The sequence below is a fragment of the Klebsiella sp. B345 genome (genome assembly GCF_051131735.1).
Taxonomy (GTDB): Bacteria; Pseudomonadota; Gammaproteobacteria; order Enterobacterales; family Enterobacteriaceae; genus Klebsiella.
In genome coordinates, this window is record NZ_CP180443.1 from 2,992,198 (window position 1) to 3,010,701 (window position 18,504).

General features: G+C 54.1%; 11 protein-coding genes, 1 tRNA gene and 2 rRNA genes. 10 read left to right on the forward strand and 4 right to left on the reverse strand.

Translation table 11 applies throughout. The annotated features are described in order from the left end of the window. Nucleotides 1-17: 17 nt before the first annotated feature. Both viaA and ravA read right to left on the reverse strand, forming a co-directional pair. Complete coding sequence (gene viaA, locus ACMYSO_RS14100; RefSeq protein ID WP_434665375.1) at nucleotides 18-1,466, reverse strand: ATPase RavA stimulator ViaA; 1,449 nt, start codon at nucleotides 1,464-1,466, stop codon at nucleotides 18-20. Further along, a complete protein-coding gene (gene ravA / locus ACMYSO_RS14105) occupies nucleotides 1,463-2,962 on the reverse strand; it encodes an ATPase RavA (protein ID WP_434665376.1) in 1,500 nt (499 codons plus the stop codon). The genes viaA and ravA overlap by 4 nt, the downstream gene beginning before the upstream one ends. A gap of 217 nt (nucleotides 2,963-3,179) precedes the next feature. Here ravA and kup point away from each other — a divergent pair, with 217 nt between their 5' ends. The 7 genes from kup to rbsR all read left to right on the forward strand — a co-directional run bounded on the left by kup (nucleotide 3,180) and on the right by rbsR (nucleotide 11,086). Then, nucleotides 3,180-5,048, forward strand: a complete 1,869-nt coding sequence (gene kup, locus ACMYSO_RS14110; protein WP_123756959.1) for a low affinity potassium transporter Kup — start codon at nucleotides 3,180-3,182, stop codon at nucleotides 5,046-5,048. Between the two features lie 185 nt (nucleotides 5,049-5,233). Next, entirely contained in the window at nucleotides 5,234-5,653 is a 420-nt protein-coding gene (rbsD, locus tag ACMYSO_RS14115) for a D-ribose pyranase (protein ID WP_434586977.1), read from the forward strand. Between the two features lie 10 nt (nucleotides 5,654-5,663). Next, nucleotides 5,664-7,169 carry a ribose ABC transporter ATP-binding protein RbsA gene (rbsA, locus tag ACMYSO_RS14120; RefSeq protein WP_434665378.1) on the forward strand — a complete coding sequence of 502 codons (1,506 nt, stop codon included), beginning with the start codon at nucleotides 5,664-5,666 and terminating at the stop codon, nucleotides 7,167-7,169. 5 nt (nucleotides 7,170-7,174) lie between these two features. Continuing rightward, complete coding sequence (gene rbsC / locus ACMYSO_RS14125) at nucleotides 7,175-8,140, forward strand: ribose ABC transporter permease (protein ID WP_123756956.1); 966 nt, start codon at nucleotides 7,175-7,177, stop codon at nucleotides 8,138-8,140. 27 nt (nucleotides 8,141-8,167) lie between these two features. Further along, on the forward strand, nucleotides 8,168-9,058 hold the full coding sequence (rbsB, locus tag ACMYSO_RS14130) for a ribose ABC transporter substrate-binding protein RbsB (protein WP_434586975.1): 891 nt from the start codon (nucleotides 8,168-8,170) through the stop codon (nucleotides 9,056-9,058). A 99-nt stretch (nucleotides 9,059-9,157) separates the two neighbouring features. Beyond that, nucleotides 9,158-10,090 (forward strand): ribokinase, encoded by a 933-nt coding sequence (rbsK, locus tag ACMYSO_RS14135; protein WP_434670814.1) that lies wholly within the window; start codon nucleotides 9,158-9,160, stop codon nucleotides 10,088-10,090. Between the two features lie 12 nt (nucleotides 10,091-10,102). Further along, nucleotides 10,103-11,086 (forward strand): ribose operon transcriptional repressor RbsR, encoded by a 984-nt coding sequence (rbsR, locus tag ACMYSO_RS14140; RefSeq protein WP_434587071.1) that lies wholly within the window; start codon nucleotides 10,103-10,105, stop codon nucleotides 11,084-11,086. On the opposite strand, the gene mdtD is transcribed toward rbsR, so the two are convergent. Both mdtD and ACMYSO_RS14150 read right to left on the reverse strand, forming a co-directional pair. Next, nucleotides 11,083-12,480, reverse strand: coding sequence for a multidrug transporter subunit MdtD (gene mdtD / locus ACMYSO_RS14145; protein ID WP_434665379.1), 1,398 nt, complete (start codon nucleotides 12,478-12,480; stop codon nucleotides 11,083-11,085). The genes rbsR and mdtD overlap by 4 nt on opposite strands. Before the next feature lie 12 nt (nucleotides 12,481-12,492). Next, nucleotides 12,493-13,194 carry a FadR/GntR family transcriptional regulator gene (locus ACMYSO_RS14150; RefSeq protein WP_123756951.1) on the reverse strand — a complete coding sequence of 234 codons (702 nt, stop codon included), beginning with the start codon at nucleotides 13,192-13,194 and terminating at the stop codon, nucleotides 12,493-12,495. Nucleotides 13,195-13,674: 480 nt separating this feature from the next. Here ACMYSO_RS14150 and ACMYSO_RS14155 point away from each other — a divergent pair. The 3 genes from ACMYSO_RS14155 to ACMYSO_RS14165 all read left to right on the forward strand — a co-directional run bounded on the left by ACMYSO_RS14155 (nucleotide 13,675) and on the right by ACMYSO_RS14165 (nucleotide 18,498). Then, nucleotides 13,675-15,216 (forward strand): 16S ribosomal RNA (locus ACMYSO_RS14155). A gap of 84 nt (nucleotides 15,217-15,300) precedes the next feature. After that, nucleotides 15,301-15,376 (forward strand) — tRNA-Glu (locus ACMYSO_RS14160). A gap of 218 nt (nucleotides 15,377-15,594) precedes the next feature. Next, a 23S ribosomal RNA gene (locus ACMYSO_RS14165) occupies nucleotides 15,595-18,498 on the forward strand. The 16S and 23S rRNA genes sit together here with 1 tRNA gene alongside, the layout of an rRNA operon. The last annotated feature ends 6 nt before the right edge of the window (nucleotides 18,499-18,504 follow it).

Consider the following 18,504-nt stretch of genomic DNA (forward strand, 5'->3'; position numbering starts at 1 on the left):
GACCTACGCGAAGTTTGTTAACGCCGCCAGCGTCGTAGCAGGCGGCTACGCAACCCGGTATCAAAGCGCCAGATATGATCGAAGATGCGCATAATGCCGGGTTTGCCATGTACCGACATCGCCACCGCATGAAAGCGATGCTGGTGTTTGCGCTGCAGTTCCCCTACCTGATTAATCACCTCATCCGGCAGACGCTGGGCAATAAAATCGGAAATCACCACTGCATCGGCATCCACCCACTGCGGGTTTTGCATGCGCTCAATAATGGATCGGAAACAGCTGGCTAGATCGGTACCGCCGCGAAAACGCTGGCTCAGGAAGCGGATCGCCTGCTCAAGCCCTTCGGGACCCGTCAGTTCGTAATGCACTACTTCGCTGGAGAACAGCATAATAAAGCAGCGGCGATTATCCGCCAGCGCCACCCGCATTAAGGCCAGGCAAAATGCCTTGGCGCACTGCTCGTTGAAACCACCCATCGAACCGGAGGTATCGACACAGACGATAAACGGCCCACGCGGCTGTTCGTCGACATCCTGCCGGGTGACCGGCCTCTCGGTGATTTTTTCCCGCCAGGCGTCGCCATGCAGCCGATAGGTCAGCAGCTGCTTCTCCACCAGCTTGCGGTAAAACTCGAATTCCAGTTCGGTGATCCCAAGCGTCGCCAGCTCCGGCGGGAGCAGGCGCAAAATATCGTCACTCTGCTGCAGGCCATCAACCTGTTCCGGTACCGTTGCCGGTTCGCGGACCAGGCTCCGGAAGGCTTCCATTGGCGCCTCTTTTTTGGGTACCGATTTTGCTTCTCGTGAACGACCGAGCTGTTCAGCCAGCTGCATTAATTCCGGTTGCTGGCTGAGAAAATCACCGTAACGAATGATCAGCTGATAGTCGCCGCGCTTCAGTTCACCGGCGCTCATATCCCACAGCCGCCCCGCAGCGTTATCGTTTTCCACCAGCACCGGTTCCAACTGACCGCTGAGGGTCATGCGTTCCTGCACTTCACTGAGCAACTGATCCCGTTCCTCGTCCAGCAGTTGCTGGTTGAGAGAGGTCGCCTGGACCACCAGGCTCAAACGCCAGCGCTGTAAAAAGAGGGTATGCAGCGCAGGAGTGAAGGTGGTGTTGTCATCCACCAGCTGCTGCGCCTGGGCGGCAAATGGCGAGTGCTGACTACGCAGACCGTTAAGGATCTGCGGCAGCTGGACGATGAACTGCGAGGTGGAGAGCAATTGCGCACGTTGATAGCTTTGCACTTCCGCATCCAGCTCTGGCGGGACATGGGTCTCTTTGAGCCGGGCTCTGATCGACTCCCGCCAGCGCGGAATATCGGCAGCAATAATGTTTTTCAGGCGCGGGAATTTTTCGAAGAACACGGCAAGCTGAGGGGAGGCCAGCAGCGCCAGCAGCATCTCTTCGATCATCCCCTCTTCGCTGACTGCCAGCATGACATTCAGCATATCCAGCGTCATGGCTGACGTGCCTGCTTAATCTGCGCCCCGACGTCCTGCAGGCTGGCTTCGATACGCCCAAGCCAGTCACCAGGAATGAACAGACATTTTTGCTGTTCGCTGAAGCGGTTATGTTGCTGGTGCCACTCGTCATCCAGCGCTTCCAGCTGCTGCCTGATTTCTGCCGGCATATTTTCCTGCGATTCGCTGCCGGGTAACGAGAGGCGGGAACCCTGCAGGCTGACGTCGCGCACGACCAGATGCTGGCTGGCATCGACATCGATAGTTAACAGCTGTGCGAAACCAATACCGTTAAGCTTGCCGCGGATCTCGCCGCCTTTTTCCAGCCAGTGCGAGAGCTCTTCGCGTACGAAAGTAATGTGGATAACGTTGATATCGTGCAGTTTAAGCGGCTGCTGGAGCAGTAAGGTCAGGGTGGATTCCTGCAGCTCTGCAGGCAGCTCATAGTGGGGTTTACGGCTGAACATTCCGCCAAGACGCGTCACCTTCAACGCGGTCTTGTCGCTGTGCTGCTGCTGGATTTGAATGCGTCGTTGGGTAATCGCACCCAGTTTGGTCAGCATGGCCTGCTGTTGCCAGGCATGGCTGGTCATCAGGGCTTCCAGCTGCTGTGACATCAGATTCATGCTTTTGATATCGTGCCACAGGCAATCTTTCAGCAAGATCAGGTCAATTGGGGCAATGGTGTCACGGCCGCTGAAGAAGGCGCTGGCCTGCAACAGACGAATGGCCTTTTTCCAACGACGGTCGGAGACATAAGGCGTGTCAGGCAGCGTATCCAGCTGCTGGCGCAGCTGGAACACCAGCTCAAACACGCTATCCGGCAGCTTCACGCCGCTGATATCCTGCTGCCACTGGGTAAACTCTTCAGTGCTGATCTGCAGGCTGGTGGGTACCGGGTTACTGTTTTCATCCTGCTGGCTGACCAGCATAGAACGGAAATTTGTCTTATCCTGAACTTTATCCAGCCACAAGCGGATGAGCATGCGATCGTAAAGTGCTTCAAGACTGCTGTCCGCTTCCGGTAATTCATTTGATGCCGCCACCAGCAGACGCATGGGGATTTTTTCCTCCGTCGCGCCATTGCGGAAGTGACGTTCGTTGATGGCAGTCAGCAGGGTGTTGAGGATTGCCGGGCCTGCTTTCCAGATCTCATCGAGGAACACAATTTCAGCTTCCGGAAGGTAGCCGGTGGTCAGGCGCTCGTAGCGTCCTTCGTCTTTCAGTGCCTGGATGGAGAGGGGGCCAAAAACTTCTTCCGGGGTGGAAAAGCGGGTCATCAGGTATTCAAAAGCGCGGGCTTGCTGGAAGGCGAACTTGAGGCGGCGGGCAATCAGGCTTTTCGCGATGCCCGGTGGGCCAAGTAAAAAAACGCTTTCTCCGCTGAGCGCGGCGAGCAGGCAAAGTCGTATTGCGTGGCTGCGTTCGAACAAACCTTTTTCCAGCGAGGCACTTAGCCGGGAAATTCTTTCTGCCAGTAAATGTGATTGAGCCATAATTGAGTTGCGTGCTTTTTCATGTGTCGTTATTGAGTCGAGTATAGATGTTTGATTGGGTATGGTAATAGCCTGAAGAATCGATTTATTTTCTTTGAGTCAGATTAATATGATGTCAGTTAGGGGTACGATTCAGCAAATAATCGTGCATACTGTGCGCTTTTTGTGGGCCAAGGGACTAGGCACACATTTGTTTTATAAACGAAAAGACTAGTCTATGAGCACTGATAATAAGCAATCGTTGCCAGCCGTTACGCTGGCAGCCATCGGCGTGGTATATGGTGATATCGGTACCAGCCCGCTGTATACACTTCGAGAATGTTTGTCTGGTCAGTTTGGGTTTGGCGTTGAACGTGATGCTGTTTTTGGCTTTCTGTCGCTAATTTTCTGGCTGTTAATCTTTACCGTATCACTCAAATATATCACCTTCGTTATGCGTGCTGACAACGCCGGCGAAGGGGGGATCCTGACGTTGATGTCGTTGGCTGGACGCAACACGTCCGCACGAATGACATCGGTTCTGGTTATCCTTGGCCTGATTGGCGGCAGCTTCTTCTATGGTGAGGTGGTCATCACGCCGGCTATCTCGGTGATGTCGGCCATTGAAGGTCTGGAGATTATTGCCCCGAATCTGGACACCTGGATTGTCCCCATCTCCATTATCGTGCTGACGCTGCTGTTTGCTATTCAAAAGCACGGTACCAGCATGGTCGGGAAACTGTTCGCACCGATTATGCTGATCTGGTTCCTGCTGCTGGCAGTGCTGGGTGCAAGAAGCATTCTGGCCAACCCGGAAGTGCTGCAGGCGCTTAACCCTTACTGGGCCTTCCATTTCTTTATGGAATATAAAACCGTCTCCTTCGTGGCATTGGGGGCGGTAGTGCTTTCTATTACCGGTGTCGAGGCGCTGTATGCTGACATGGGCCACTTTGGTAAATTGCCGATTCGCTTAGCGTGGTTTTCAGTGGTGTTGCCCTCGCTGGTGCTCAACTACTTCGGCCAGGGTGCGCTGCTGCTAAAGCACCCGGAAGCGATTAAAAACCCCTTCTTCCTGCTGGCGCCGGAATGGGCGCTGATCCCGATGCTGATCCTCGCCGCGCTGGCGACGGTTATCGCGTCGCAGGCGGTTATTTCGGGCGTCTTCTCCCTGACGCGCCAGGCGGTTCGTCTGGGTTACCTGTCGCCGATGCGCATCATCCATACCTCGGAAATGGAATCGGGTCAGATTTATATCCCGTTCATCAACTGGCTGCTGTACGTCTCGGTGGTGATTGTCATCATCAGCTTTGAGCACTCCTCCAACCTGGCGGCGGCGTACGGTATTGCGGTGACGGGAACCATGGTGCTGACGACGATTCTCTTCACCACCGTCGCGCGTAAAAACTGGCACTGGAATAAGTTCGTGGTGGCGTTGTTGCTTATCGGCTTCATGTGCATTGACCTGCCGCTGTTCTCGGCCAACCTTGATAAGATTGTTTCCGGTGGCTGGCTGCCGTTGACGCTGGGGCTGGTGATGTTCACGGTGATGACCACCTGGAAGAGCGAGCGTTTCCGCCTGCTGCGTCGTATGCACGAACACGGCAACTCACTGGAGGCGATGATCTCTTCCCTGGAAAAATCGCCGCCGGTTCGCGTGCCGGGAACCGCGGTGTATATGTCCCGTGCGCTGAACGTGATTCCGTTTGCCCTGCTGCATAACCTCAAGCACAACAAGGTGCTGCACGAACGGGTGATCCTCCTGACGCTGCGGACCGAAGATGCGCCTTATGTACACAATGTGCGTCGGGTCCAGATCGAGCAGATTTCGCCGTCGTTCTGGCGCGTGGTGGCCAGCTACGGCTGGCGCGAAACGCCGAACGTCGAAGAAGTGTTCCACCGCTGCGGGCTGGAAGGCCTGAGCTGCCGGATGATGGAAACCTCGTTCTTTATGTCGCATGAATCGCTGATTATCGGCAAGCGGCCGTGGTACCTGCGCCTGCGCGGGAAATTGTATCTCCTGCTGCAGCGCAATGCCCTGAGGGCTCCGGATCAGTTCGAAATCCCGCCAAACCGGGTTATCGAACTGGGTACCCAGGTCGAAATCTGATGTTCCTGAAGCCCTTCCTCGTGAAGGGCTTTTTGTTACCTTTTGCCCCGCTTCACATTTCTTCTCCGCGTTCGCGAAACGTTTCGATGGCGATCACACTTCTCTCCTCTGATGATGGTTTTCCGCTCGTTTATTGACAATACTTATCTCAGCGAAACGTTTCGCTAATGGAGCAAAAGAGAAAAATGAAAAAAGGCACCGTACTTAACGCTGATATTTCCTCGGTTATCTCGCGCCTGGGTCATACCGATACGCTGGTGGTCTGTGATGCTGGTTTACCGGTTCCTCACAGCAGCACGCGCATTGATATGGCGCTAACTCAGGGCGTTCCCTCCTTTATGCAGGTTCTGGAGGTGGTCACGGCGGAAATGCAGGTTGAAGCGGCAGTCCTGGCGGAAGAGATCAAAACGCATAATCCGCAGCTCCATGCGACGTTGCTCACTCACCTTGAGCAGCTGCAGCAACACCAGGGAAATATCATTGATATTCGTTACACCAGTCATGAGCAGTTCAAAAAACAAACCGCTGAGAGTCAGGCGGTGATTCGCAGCGGGGAGTGTTCCCCGTATGCGAACGTTATTCTCTGTGCCGGCGTGACGTTCTGAGGTCGCCGATATGGAAGCCTTACTGCAATTAAAAGGGATCGATAAAGCGTTCCCTGGCGTAAAGGCGCTCTCCGGCGCCTCGCTGAATGTTTATGCTGGCCGCGTGATGGCGCTGGTCGGGGAGAACGGTGCCGGCAAATCCACCATGATGAAGGTGCTGACCGGTATCTATGCCCGCGATGCCGGCTCCCTGCTGTGGCTGGGGAAAGAGGTCACCTTCAACGGACCGAAATCTTCCCAGGAAGCCGGAATCGGCATTATCCATCAGGAACTGAACCTGATCCCTCAACTGACGATCGCGGAAAACATTTTCCTCGGTCGTGAGTTCGTTAACCGGTTTGGCAAAATCGACTGGAAAACGATGTATGCCGAAGCCGACAAGCTGCTGGCAAAGCTGAACTTACGCTTTAACAGCCGGAAGCTGGTGGGCGATCTGTCTATTGGCGATCAGCAGATGGTTGAAATCGCTAAAGTGCTGAGCTTCGAGTCGAAGGTCATCATTATGGATGAACCAACCGATGCCCTGACCGATACCGAAACCGAATCCCTGTTCCGTGTCATTCGCGAGTTAAAAGCGCAAGGACGCGGGATTGTCTATATCTCCCACCGCATGAAAGAGATCTTCGAGATTTGTGATGATGTGACGGTCTTCCGCGACGGGCAGTTTATCGCCGAGCGTGAAGTCGCCAGCCTCAATGAAGATCTGCTGATCGAAATGATGGTCGGCCGCAAGCTGGAAGATCAGTATCCGCATCTGGATAAAGCGCCGGGGGCGATTCGTCTCAAGGTGGACAATCTGTGTGGGCCGGGCGTTGAAAATGTCACTTTCACCCTGCGTCAGGGTGAAATCCTCGGCGTCGCCGGGCTGATGGGCGCTGGACGAACCGAGTTGATGAAAGTGCTGTACGGCGCGCTGGCGCGGCACAGCGGTACCGTCACCCTCGACGGGCATGAAGTGGTGACCCGCTCCCCTCAGGATGGCCTGGCAAACGGTATTGTTTATATTTCCGAAGACCGTAAGCGCGATGGTTTAGTGCTCGGTATGTCGGTGAAAGAAAACATGTCTTTAACTGCGCTGCGCTATTTCAGCCATGCCGGCGGTCGCCTGAAACACGGCGATGAACAGCAGGCGGTGAGCGACTTTATCCGCTTATTCAATGTGAAAACGCCGTCAATGGAACAGGCGATTGGCCTGCTTTCCGGCGGTAACCAGCAGAAAGTGGCGATTGCCCGCGGGCTGATGACGCGGCCAAAAGTGCTGATCCTTGATGAGCCCACCCGTGGCGTTGACGTCGGGGCGAAGAAAGAGATCTACCAGCTGATCAACCAGTTTAAAGCCGATGGTCTGAGCATCATTCTGGTCTCCTCGGAGATGCCGGAAGTGTTAGGCATGAGCGATCGCATCATTGTGATGCATGAAGGGCATCTCGGCGGTGAATTTACACGCGAGCAGGCCACCCAGGAAGTATTGATGGCTGCCGCTGTGGGCAAGCTTAACCGTGTGAATCAGGAGTAAAAAAGATGACAACCCAGGCTGTTTCTGGTCGCCGCTATTTCACCAAAGCATGGCTGATGGAGCAAAAATCATTAATTGCTCTGTTGGTGCTGATAGCGATTGTGTCGACCATGAGCCCCAACTTTTTTACCGTCAATAACCTGTTCAATATCCTGCAACAGACGTCGGTCAACGCCATTATGGCCGTCGGGATGACGCTGGTCATTCTGACCTCAGGGATCGACCTGTCCGTCGGTTCTCTGCTGGCGCTGACCGGCGCGGTTGCCGCGTCGATTGTGGGCCTGGAGGTCAATGCGCTGGTGGCGATTGCTGGTGCTCTGGCGTTAGGCGCGGCAATTGGTGCGGTTACCGGCGTCATCGTGGCGAAAGGGCGTGTACAGGCTTTTATTGCCACGCTGGTGATGATGCTGCTGCTACGCGGTGTGACGATGGTCTACACCAACGGTAGTCCGGTTAACACCGGGTTCACCGATAATGCCGACCTGTTTGGCTGGTTTGGTATCGGCCGACCGTTAGGCATCCCGACGCCGGTGTGGATTATGGCGATCGTGTTTCTTGCGGCCTGGTACATGCTGCACCATACGCGGCTGGGCCGTTATATCTACGCGCTGGGCGGTAACGAAGCGGCAACCCGCTTGTCCGGCATCAGCGTCAATAAAGTCAAAATCATCGTCTACTCGCTGTGCGGCCTGTTGGCGTCCCTGGCAGGGATTATCGAAGTGGCGCGTCTGTCTTCCGCGCAACCGACGGCGGGTACCGGTTATGAACTGGATGCGATTGCGGCCGTCGTGCTTGGCGGTACCAGCCTCGCCGGTGGTAAAGGCCGTATCGTCGGGACACTGATCGGTGCGTTGATCCTTGGCTTCCTGAACAACGGACTGAATTTGTTAGGCGTTTCTTCCTATTACCAGATGATCGTGAAAGCGGTGGTAATTTTGCTGGCGGTGCTGGTAGACAACAAAAAGCAGTAACTAAGAACTCTACAGGACATCTTAACTATGAATATGAAAAAACTGGCGACCCTGGTCTCTGCTGTAGCCCTCAGTGCAACCGTCAGCGCCAATGCGATGGCGAAAGACACCATCGCCTTGGTAATCTCTACCCTCAATAACCCGTTCTTCGTCTCATTGAAAGAAGGGGCGCAGAAAGAAGCAGACAAACTGGGCTACAACCTGGTGGTGCTGGATTCACAAAACAACCCGGCGAAAGAGCTGGCGAACGTCCAGGACCTCACGGTGCGTGGCGCGAAGCTGCTGCTGATCAACCCGACCGATTCTGATGCGGTTGGTAACGCGGTGAAGATGGCTAACCAGGCGAAAATCCCGGTGATCACCCTTGACCGCCAGGCGGCAAAAGGCGACGTAGTCAGCCATATTGCTTCCGATAACGTGCTGGGCGGTAAAATGGCCGGTGACTACATCGCCAAAAAAGCCGGTGAGGGCGCTAAAGTTATTGAACTGCAAGGTATTGCCGGAACTTCTGCGGCGCGAGAACGTGGTGAAGGCTTTAAACAAGCCGTTGCAGCACACAAATTCAATGTGCTGGCCAGCCAGCCGGCGGACTTCGATCGTACCAAAGGTTTGAACGTCATGCAGAACCTGCTGACGGCGCATCCTGATGTGAAAGCGGTGTTTGCTCAGAACGACGAAATGGCGCTTGGTGCGCTGCGCGCATTGCAAACTGCTGGTAAATCCGATGTGATGGTGGTTGGATTTGATGGCACTCCGGATGGCGAAAAAGCAGTAAACAGTGGCAAACTGGCAGCGACTATCGCCCAGTTGCCAGAGCAGATCGGCGTGAAAGGCGTCGAGACTGCTGATAAAGTGCTGAAGGGTGAGAAAGTGGATGCCAGCTATCCGGTTGAGCTGAAACTGGTCATTAAGCAGTAATATGCGATTCGGACCGGAAACGGTCCGAGGGACAACATAAAAAAGAAAAGCAGGGCATGCGCCACCGGAGTCCGGTGGCGCGCTTTCCCGGGAACAGAAATAATGAAAACCTCAGGCAAACTTGTCGTCCTTGGCAGCATCAATGCCGATCACATTCTTAACCTTGAATCTTTCCCTACGCCGGGCGAAACCGTCACCGGTCAGCACTATCAGGTGGCTTTCGGTGGTAAAGGGGCCAACCAGGCCGTTGCTGCCGGGCGAAGCGGAGCGGATATTGCGTTTATTGCCTGCACCGGTGATGACGATATTGGCGAGCGCGTTCGTCGTCAGCTGGAGCGCGATAACATCGATGTGACACCAGTGCGTGCGGTAAAAGACCAATCGACCGGCGTGGCGCTGATCTTTGTTAATGCTGAAGGTGAGAATGTCATCGGTATTTATGCCGGTGCGAATGCCGCGCTCTCTGTGGCCCAGGTGGAAGCAGAAAAAGAACGGATTGCAGGCGCACAGGCGCTGCTGATGCAGCTGGAATCTCCGCTGGAAAGCGTCCTGGCGGCAGCCACCATCGCTCACCAGCATCAAACCACCGTGGTACTAAACCCTGCACCGGCGCGTGAACTGCCCGATGCGTTGCTTTCGCTGGTGGATATCATTACCCCCAACGAAACCGAAGCGGAAAAGCTGACCAGTATCCATGTTGAAAACGATGACGATGCGGCAAAAGCGGCCCGCGTACTGCATGAAAAAGGCATCGGTATTGTGATGATTACGCTCGGCAGCCGCGGAGTATGGGTTAGCCGTGAAGGCGAAGGTCGTCGGGTTGCCGGTTTTAAAGTCCAGGCCATCGATACCATTGCCGCAGGCGATACCTTCAATGGTGCCGTCGTGACGGCGTTACTGGAAGGCACCGCGCTGGATGAAGCGATCCGCTTTGCCCACGCCGCCGCCGCCATTGCCGTTACCCGCAAAGGCGCGCAGCCTTCGGTTCCATGGCGCAAAGAGATCGACGAGTTTTTACGTCAACAGGGGTAACGCTTGGCTACCATGAAGGATGTAGCCCGCGAAGCGGGCGTTTCCACTTCAACAGTGTCTCACGTCATTAATAAAGACCGCTTCGTCAGCGAAGCGATCACGGCCAAAGTCGATGCGGCGATAAAACATCTTAACTACGCGCCGTCTGCGCTGGCGCGCAGCCTCAAACTCAACCAGACCCGGACGATTGGCATGCTGATCACCGCCAGTACCAACCCGTTCTATTCGGAGCTGGTGCGCGGCGTGGAGCGCAGCTGTTTTGAACGCGGCTACAGCCTGGTGCTGTGTAACACCGAAGGCGATGAGCAGCGCATGAACCGCAATCTTGAGACGCTGATGCAAAAACGCGTCGATGGATTATTGCTGCTGTGCACCGAAACACACCAACCGTCGCCAGAAATTATGCAGCGCTACCCATCGGTACCGACGGTGATGATGGACTGGGCGCCGTTTGATGGTGACAGCGATCTGATCCAGGATAACTCACTGCTGGGCGGCGATATGGCGACGCAGTACTTAATTGATAAAGGCTATACCCGGGTTGCCTGTATCGCTGGGCCACTGGATAAAACCCCGTCGCGTCTGCGACTGGAGGGATACCATGCGGCAATGGCCCGCGCCGGACTCACCGTGGCTGAAGGCTATGTCATTACCAGCGATTTTGAATTTGGCGGCGGATTTAGCGCCATGCAAGCGTTACTGGCTTTGCCCGAGCGACCGCAGGCGGTGTTTGTCGGCAACGATGCGATGGCGGTGGGCGCGTATCAATCGCTTTATCAGGCCGGGCTGCGCATCCCGCAGGATATGGCGCTGGTGGGGTATGATGATATCGAACTGGCGCGCTATATGACGCCACCGCTGACCACTATTCATCAACCCAAAGATGAGCTGGGCGAACTGGCCATTGACGTGCTGATCCATCGCATGGCCGATCCGGGGCAGAAACAGCAGCGCGTTCAGCTTACCCCGGAGCTGGTTGTTCGCGGCTCCGTCTAACGCTGGTGCCGTTCCTTTATCAGGTTGCGGCCATCTTTGGCCTTTAGCAGCATAAAGGTCAGTGCTGATACCACGGTAATCGCCCCCATCGTAATAAAGGTGTAGTGGAATTGCTCGATGGTATTGGCGCTTTCAAACCCTTCATAAAAACGCAGCACGGCTGCACTGATCGCGACTCCGAGACTAATCGATAGCTGCTGAGTGACGGCCAGCAGGCTATTGCCGCTACTGGCGTTGTCATCGGTCAGGTCAGCCAGCGTGATGGTATTCATCGAGGTGAACTGGGTGGACATCGCCATCCCCAGCACAAACAGCGGCAGCAATAGCATCCAGACCGGCATGCCCGGCGACTGGAATGAGAACTGGGCGATCATCACGCCGATAAACAGCGTCACACCAACCAGCGTTTTCCGGTAACCAAGCCACCGTAGAATCTGCGTCACAGTCGATTTCGCAATAATAGAACCGATGGCGGTGGGGGCTATCATGCAGCCGGCGACAATCGCCGGATAGCCAAAACCGACCTGCAGCATCAGCGGCATCAAAAACGGCACGCAGCCGGTCCCCAGGCGAGTTGCCAGGTTTCCGGCAATCCCCACGGAGAATGTCCGTGTCTTAAATAATGACAGCGAGATCAGTGGTGTAGGGTGGCGACGTGCGTGGCGGATATAGGCCAGCAGTAATATGACGCTCAGGGCTATGACGGAAAGCGCAATCCATGTCGCAACAATTTTCTCACCGAACAGTTCGATGCCGCTGGAGAACAGCACCAGGCTTAAACCAAACAACATGAAACCGGTGGTATCAAAACGACGGCGTGGGGTGGTGAAATCCGGCATATATTTGCGCGCGTAAAGGATGCCGATAATGCCGATAGGAATATTAATGAGGAAAATCCAGTGCCAGCTGGCCCAGGTCACCAGCACGCCACCGAGTACCGGCCCAAGAATGGGGCCGACCAGTCCTGGCATGGTGACGAAGTTCAGTACCGGCAGCAGTTCGCTACGCGGGTAGGCTCTTAATAATGCGAGGCGCGCCACCGGCATCATCATGGCGCCGCCTATCCCCTGAATGACGCGAAAGATGACCAGCTCCATCAACGAGCTGGAAAGGGCGCAGGCCAGTGAACCAAGCGTAAACAGGCCGACGGCGATAATAAAGACTTTGCGGGTACCAAAACGATCGGCAAGCCATCCGCTGACCGGGATAAGCATAGCGACTGTTAATGTATAACTGATGATGGCGGACTGCATAGCCAGCGGCGAACGGTTGAGACTGTGCGCGATGGCAGGAAGGGCGGTGTTCAGAATGGTGGCATCGAGTGCCTGCATAAAAAAGGCCATTGCCGCAATCCACGGCAGCCCGGCCATACTACGCCCTTTCTTTTCGGTCATGCGAAACCCTTGTTATTTGCCTGAATGGTGTGGTGCGTTCAATAACGTCTGACAGGCGTTAAGCGCTCGTGGGCCGTCGCTATCCTGAATGGCATCAACGATAGCCTGGTGGAGATCCAGCTTCACCACTTCATTCTGGGTAATAGAAGTGAAGTAGGTGTGGTAAACCGAATGAAACAGCGAGGCGAAGGAAATCAGGAACGGATTCCCGCTCATCTCATAGATGTGTTCGTGCCAGGCCATATCGACCTCAATCCAGCGTTCACGCTGAAAGCGTCTTTTCAACTGCGCCATCTCTTCCATTAAGGTATTGAGCTGAGCCTTTTGTTCCGGGCTTCCGGTTGTCGCGGCCAGAAAGCAGGCTTGTGGCTCCAGACTGCTGCGCATGACAAGGAAATGGGAGACTACGTCTTCAAAATTATCTTCCGTTAGCCACCATGACAACAGCTCTTTGTCGAGAAAATTCCAGCTACTGCGTGGCATGACGCGGGTACCGATGCGTGGACGTGGCAACAGCATCCCTTTTGCGGTGAGCGTCTTGACCGCTTCTCGTACCGCGGTACGGCTAACGCCGAACTGTTCACCGAGATCCATTTCGCCGGGAAGGATGCTTTCTGGCGGGTACTCACCGGTCAGGATTTTTTGAGCCAGTTTCTCCGCTAATACCCAGGAGATGTTCTTTTGTGCCGCCAGTTGCTGTGCGCTTAATGACATAAATGTCGTTCCTTTCTCTTTTTTACGGTATCAGTATGCCATCTGATGATCGCTTTCGTTGGTTTAAACGGCAAAACGCTGGTTTTTTGCCACGTTACGCACCGTTTTGGTGAAAAAAAAGACGGTTGAAAAGTTTTTTTAAAACAGGGCTTGTCAACGTCTCAGAACTCCCTATAATGCGCCTCCACTGACACGGAACAACGGCAAGCAAGCCGCCGGGTCAGCAGGGTTTCTCCGGAAATTCTGACAGAGAAAAGCGAAAACAAATGCTTGACTCTGAATGAGGAAAACGTATTATACGGGACCTCGCAACGGTGAGCTAAAGCCGCGTTGCACTGCTCTTTAACAATTTATCAGACAATCTGTGTGGGCACTCAAAGTGACATGGATTCTTAACGTCCTCGGACGAAAAATGAATACCAAGTCTCTGAGTGAACATACGTAATTCATTACGAAGTTTAATTCACGAGCATCAAACTTAAATTGAAGAGTTTGATCATGGCTCAGATTGAACGCTGGCGGCAGGCCTAACACATGCAAGTCGAGCGGTAGCACAGGAGAGCTTGCTCTCCGGGTGACGAGCGGCGGACGGGTGAGTAATGTCTGGGAAACTGCCTGATGGAGGGGGATAACTACTGGAAACGGTAGCTAATACCGCATAACGTCGCAAGACCAAAGTGGGGGACCTTCGGGCCTCATGCCATCAGATGTGCCCAGATGGGATTAGCTAGTAGGTGGGGTAATGGCTCACCTAGGCGACGATCCCTAGCTGGTCTGAGAGGATGACCAGCCACACTGGAACTGAGACACGGTCCAGACTCCTACGGGAGGCAGCAGTGGGGAATATTGCACAATGGGCGCAAGCCTGATGCAGCCATGCCGCGTGTATGAAGAAGGCCTTCGGGTTGTAAAGTACTTTCAGCGAGGAGGAAGGCATTAAGGTTAATAACCTTAGTGATTGACGTTACTCGCAGAAGAAGCACCGGCTAACTCCGTGCCAGCAGCCGCGGTAATACGGAGGGTGCAAGCGTTAATCGGAATTACTGGGCGTAAAGCGCACGCAGGCGGTTTGTTAAGTCAGATGTGAAATCCCCGGGCTCAACCTGGGAACTGCATTTGAAACTGGCAAGCTTGAGTCTTGTAGAGGGGGGTAGAATTCCAGGTGTAGCGGTGAAATGCGTAGAGATCTGGAGGAATACCGGTGGCGAAGGCGGCCCCCTGGACAAAGACTGACGCTCAGGTGCGAAAGCGTGGGGAGCAAACAGGATTAGATACCCTGGTAGTCCACGCTGTAAACGATGTCGACTTGGAGGTTGTTCCCTTGAGGAGTGGCTTCCGGAGCTAACGCGTTAAGTCGACCGCCTGGGGAGTACGGCCGCAAGGTTAAAACTCAAATGAATTGACGGGGGCCCGCACAAGCGGTGGAGCATGTGGTTTAATTCGATGCAACGCGAAGAACCTTACCTACTCTTGACATCCAGAGAACTTAGCAGAGATGCTTTGGTGCCTTCGGGAACTCTGAGACAGGTGCTGCATGGCTGTCGTCAGCTCGTGTTGTGAAATGTTGGGTTAAGTCCCGCAACGAGCGCAACCCTTATCCTTTGTTGCCAGCGGTCCGGCCGGGAACTCAAAGGAGACTGCCAGTGATAAACTGGAGGAAGGTGGGGATGACGTCAAGTCATCATGGCCCTTACGAGTAGGGCTACACACGTGCTACAATGGCATATACAAAGAGAAGCGACCTCGCGAGAGCAAGCGGACCTCATAAAGTATGTCGTAGTCCGGATTGGAGTCTGCAACTCGACTCCATGAAGTCGGAATCGCTAGTAATCGTAGATCAGAATGCTACGGTGAATACGTTCCCGGGCCTTGTACACACCGCCCGTCACACCATGGGAGTGGGTTGCAAAAGAAGTAGGTAGCTTAACCTTCGGGAGGGCGCTTACCACTTTGTGATTCATGACTGGGGTGAAGTCGTAACAAGGTAACCGTAGGGGAACCTGCGGTTGGATCACCTCCTTACCTGAAGAACCTGCCTTTGTAGTGTCCACACAGATTGTCTGATGAAAAGTAAATAGCAAGGCGTCTTGCGATTGAGACTTCAGTGTCCCCTTCGTCTAGAGGCCCAGGACACCGCCCTTTCACGGCGGTAACAGGGGTTCGAATCCCCTAGGGGACGCCACTTGCTGGTTTGTGAGTGAAAGTCGCCGACCTCAATATCTCAAAACTGGTTCTCCGGAATCACGTTTGAGATATTTGCTCTTTAAAAATCTGGATCAAGCTGAAAATTGAAACGACACACTGTTTCCTTTCTCCGTAATAAGAAAGGAAAAGCGGTGTGTTCGAGTCTCTCAAATTTTCGCAATGCGAACTGTTTTACGAAACAGCTTCGGGTTGTGAGGTTAAGCGACTAAGCGTACACGGTGGATGCCCTGGCAGTCAGAGGCGATGAAGGACGTGCTAATCTGCGATAAGCGTCGGTAAGGTGATATGAACCGTTATAACCGGCGATTTCCGAATGGGGAAACCCAGTGTGTTTCGACACACTATCGTTAAGTGAATACATAGCTTAACGAAGCGAACCGGGGGAACTGAAACATCTAAGTACCCCGAGGAAAAGAAATCAACCGAGATTCCCCCAGTAGCGGCGAGCGAACGGGGAGGAGCCCAGAGTCTGAATCAGCGTGTGTGTTAGTGGAACGGTCTGGAAAGTCCGGCGGTACAGGGTGATAGCCCCGTACACTAAAATGCACACGTTGTGAACTCGAAGAGTAGGGCGGGACACGTGGTATCCTGTCTGAATATGGGGGACCATCCTCCAAGGCTAAATACTCCTGACTGACCGATAGTGAACCAGTACCGTGAGGGAAAGGCGAAAAGAACCCCGGCGAGGGGAGTGAAAAAGAACCTGAAACCGTGTACGTACAAGCAGTGGGAGCCTACTTGTTAGGTGACTGCGTACCTTTTTGTATAATGGGTCAGCGACTTATATTCTGTAGCAAGGTTAACCGTATAGGGGAGCCGCAGGGAAACCGAGTCTTAACTGGGCGTTAAGTTGCAGGGTATAGACCCGAAACCCGGTGATCTAGCCATGGGCAGGTTGAAGGTTGGGTAACACTAACTGGAGGACCGAACCGACTAATGTTGAAAAATTAGCGGATGACTTGTGGCTGGGGGTGAAAGGCCAATCAAACCGGGAGATAGCTGGTTCTCCCCGAAAGCTATTTAGGTAGCGCCTCGTGAACTCATCTTCGGGGGTAGAGCACTGTTTCGGCTAGGGGGTCATCCCGACTTACCAACCCGATGCAAACTACGAATACCGAAGAATGTTATCACGGGAGACACACGGCGGGTGCTAACGTCCGTCGTGAAGAGGGAAACAACCCAGACCGCCAGCTAAGGTCCCAAAGTCATGGTTAAGTGGGAAACGATGTGGGAAGGCACAGACAGCCAGGATGTTGGCTTAGAAGCAGCCATCATTTAAAGAAAGCGTAATAGCTCACTGGTCGAGTCGGCCTGCGCGGAAGATGTAACGGGGCTAAACCATGCACCGAAGCTGCGGCAGCGACACTATGTGTTGTTGGGTAGGGGAGCGTTCTGTAAGCCGTTGAAGGTGGCCTGTGAGGGTTGCTGGAGGTATCAGAAGTGCGAATGCTGACATAAGTAACGATAAAGCGGGTGAAAAGCCCGCTCGCCGGAAGACCAAGGGTTCCTGTCCAACGTTAATCGGGGCAGGGTGAGTCGACCCCTAAGGCGAGGCCGAAAGGCGTAGTCGATGGGAAACAGGTTAATATTCCTGTACTCGGTGTTACTGCGAAGGGGGACGGAGAAGGCTATGTTAGCCGGGCGACGGTTGTCCCGGTTTAAGCATGTAGGCGGAGCGTTTAGGTAAATCCGGACGCTTGTTAACGCTGAGGTGTGATGACGAGGCACTACGGTGCTGAAGTAACAAATGCCCTGCTTCCAGGAAAAGCCTCTAAGCATCAGGTAACATCAAATCGTACCCCAAACCGACACAGGTGGTCAGGTAGAGAATACCAAGGCGCTTGAGAGAACTCGGGTGAAGGAACTAGGCAAAATGGTGCCGTAACTTCGGGAGAAGGCACGCTGATGGTAAGTGAAGTGACTTGCTCATGGAGCTGAAATCAGTCGAAGATACCAGCTGGCTGCAACTGTTTATTAAAAACACAGCACTGTGCAAACACGAAAGTGGACGTATACGGTGTGACGCCTGCCCGGTGCCGGAAGGTTAATTGATGGGGTTATCCGTAAGGAGAAGCTCTTGATCGAAGCCCCGGTAAACGGCGGCCGTAACTATAACGGTCCTAAGGTAGCGAAATTCCTTGTCGGGTAAGTTCCGACCTGCACGAATGGCGTAATGATGGCCAGGCTGTCTCCACCCGAGACTCAGTGAAATTGAACTCGCTGTGAAGATGCAGTGTACCCGCGGCAAGACGGAAAGACCCCGTGAACCTTTACTATAGCTTGACACTGAACATTGAGCCTTGATGTGTAGGATAGGTGGGAGGCTTTGAAGCGTGGACGCCAGTCTGCGTGGAGCCAACCTTGAAATACCACCCTTTAATGTTTGATGTTCTAACGTAGACCCGTGATCCGGGTTGCGGACAGTGTCTGGTGGGTAGTTTGACTGGGGCGGTCTCCTCCCAAAGAGTAACGGAGGAGCACGAAGGTTAGCTAATCCTGGTCGGACATCAGGAGGTTAGTGCAATGGCATAAGCTAGCTTGACTGCGAGCGTGACGGCGCGAGCAGGTGCGAAAGCAGGTCATAGTGATCCGGTGGTTCTGAATGGAAGGGCCATCGCTCAACGGATAAAAGGTACTCCGGGGATAACAGGCTGATACCGCCCAAGAGTTCATATCGACGGCGGTGTTTGGCACCTCGATGTCGGCTCATCACATCCTGGGGCTGAAGTAGGTCCCAAGGGTACGGCTGTTCGCCGTTTAAAGTGGTACGCGAGCTGGGTTTAGAACGTCGTGAGACAGTTCGGTCCCTATCTGCCGTGGGCGCTGGAGAATTGAGGGGGCTGCTCCTAGTACGAGAGGACCGGAGTGGACGCATCACTGGTGTTCGGGTTGTCATGCCAATGGCATTGCCCGGTAGCTAAATGCGGAAAAGATAAGTGCTGAAAGCATCTAAGCACGAAACTTGCCCCGAGATGAGTTCTCCCTGACTCCTTGAGAGTCCTGAAGGAACGTTGAAGACGACGACGTTGATAGGTCGGGTGTGTAAGCGTAGCGATACGTTGAGCTAACCGATACTAATGAACCGTGAGGCTTAACCTTACAACG

Bases quoted from the DNA above. Each gene is read 5' to 3' on its own strand.
- viaA (WP_434665375.1), bottom strand. From the start codon at position 1,466: ATGACGCTGGATATGCTGAATGTCATGCTGGCAGTCAGCGAAGAGGGG.
- ravA (WP_434665376.1), bottom strand. From the start codon at position 2,962: ATGGCTCAATCACATTTACTGGCAGAAAGAATTTCCCGGCTAAGTGCC.
- kup (WP_123756959.1), top strand. From the start codon at position 3,180: ATGAGCACTGATAATAAGCAATCGTTGCCAGCCGTTACGCTGGCAGCC.
- rbsD (WP_434586977.1), top strand. From the start codon at position 5,234: ATGAAAAAAGGCACCGTACTTAACGCTGATATTTCCTCGGTTATCTCG.
- rbsA (WP_434665378.1), top strand. From the start codon at position 5,664: ATGGAAGCCTTACTGCAATTAAAAGGGATCGATAAAGCGTTCCCTGGC.
- rbsC (WP_123756956.1), top strand. From the start codon at position 7,175: ATGACAACCCAGGCTGTTTCTGGTCGCCGCTATTTCACCAAAGCATGG.
- rbsB (WP_434586975.1), top strand. From the start codon at position 8,168: ATGAATATGAAAAAACTGGCGACCCTGGTCTCTGCTGTAGCCCTCAGT.
- rbsR (WP_434587071.1), top strand. From the start codon at position 10,103: ATGAAGGATGTAGCCCGCGAAGCGGGCGTTTCCACTTCAACAGTGTCT.
- mdtD (WP_434665379.1), bottom strand. From the start codon at position 12,480: ATGACCGAAAAGAAAGGGCGTAGTATGGCCGGGCTGCCGTGGATTGCG.
- ACMYSO_RS14150 (WP_123756951.1), bottom strand. From the start codon at position 13,194: ATGTCATTAAGCGCACAGCAACTGGCGGCACAAAAGAACATCTCCTGG.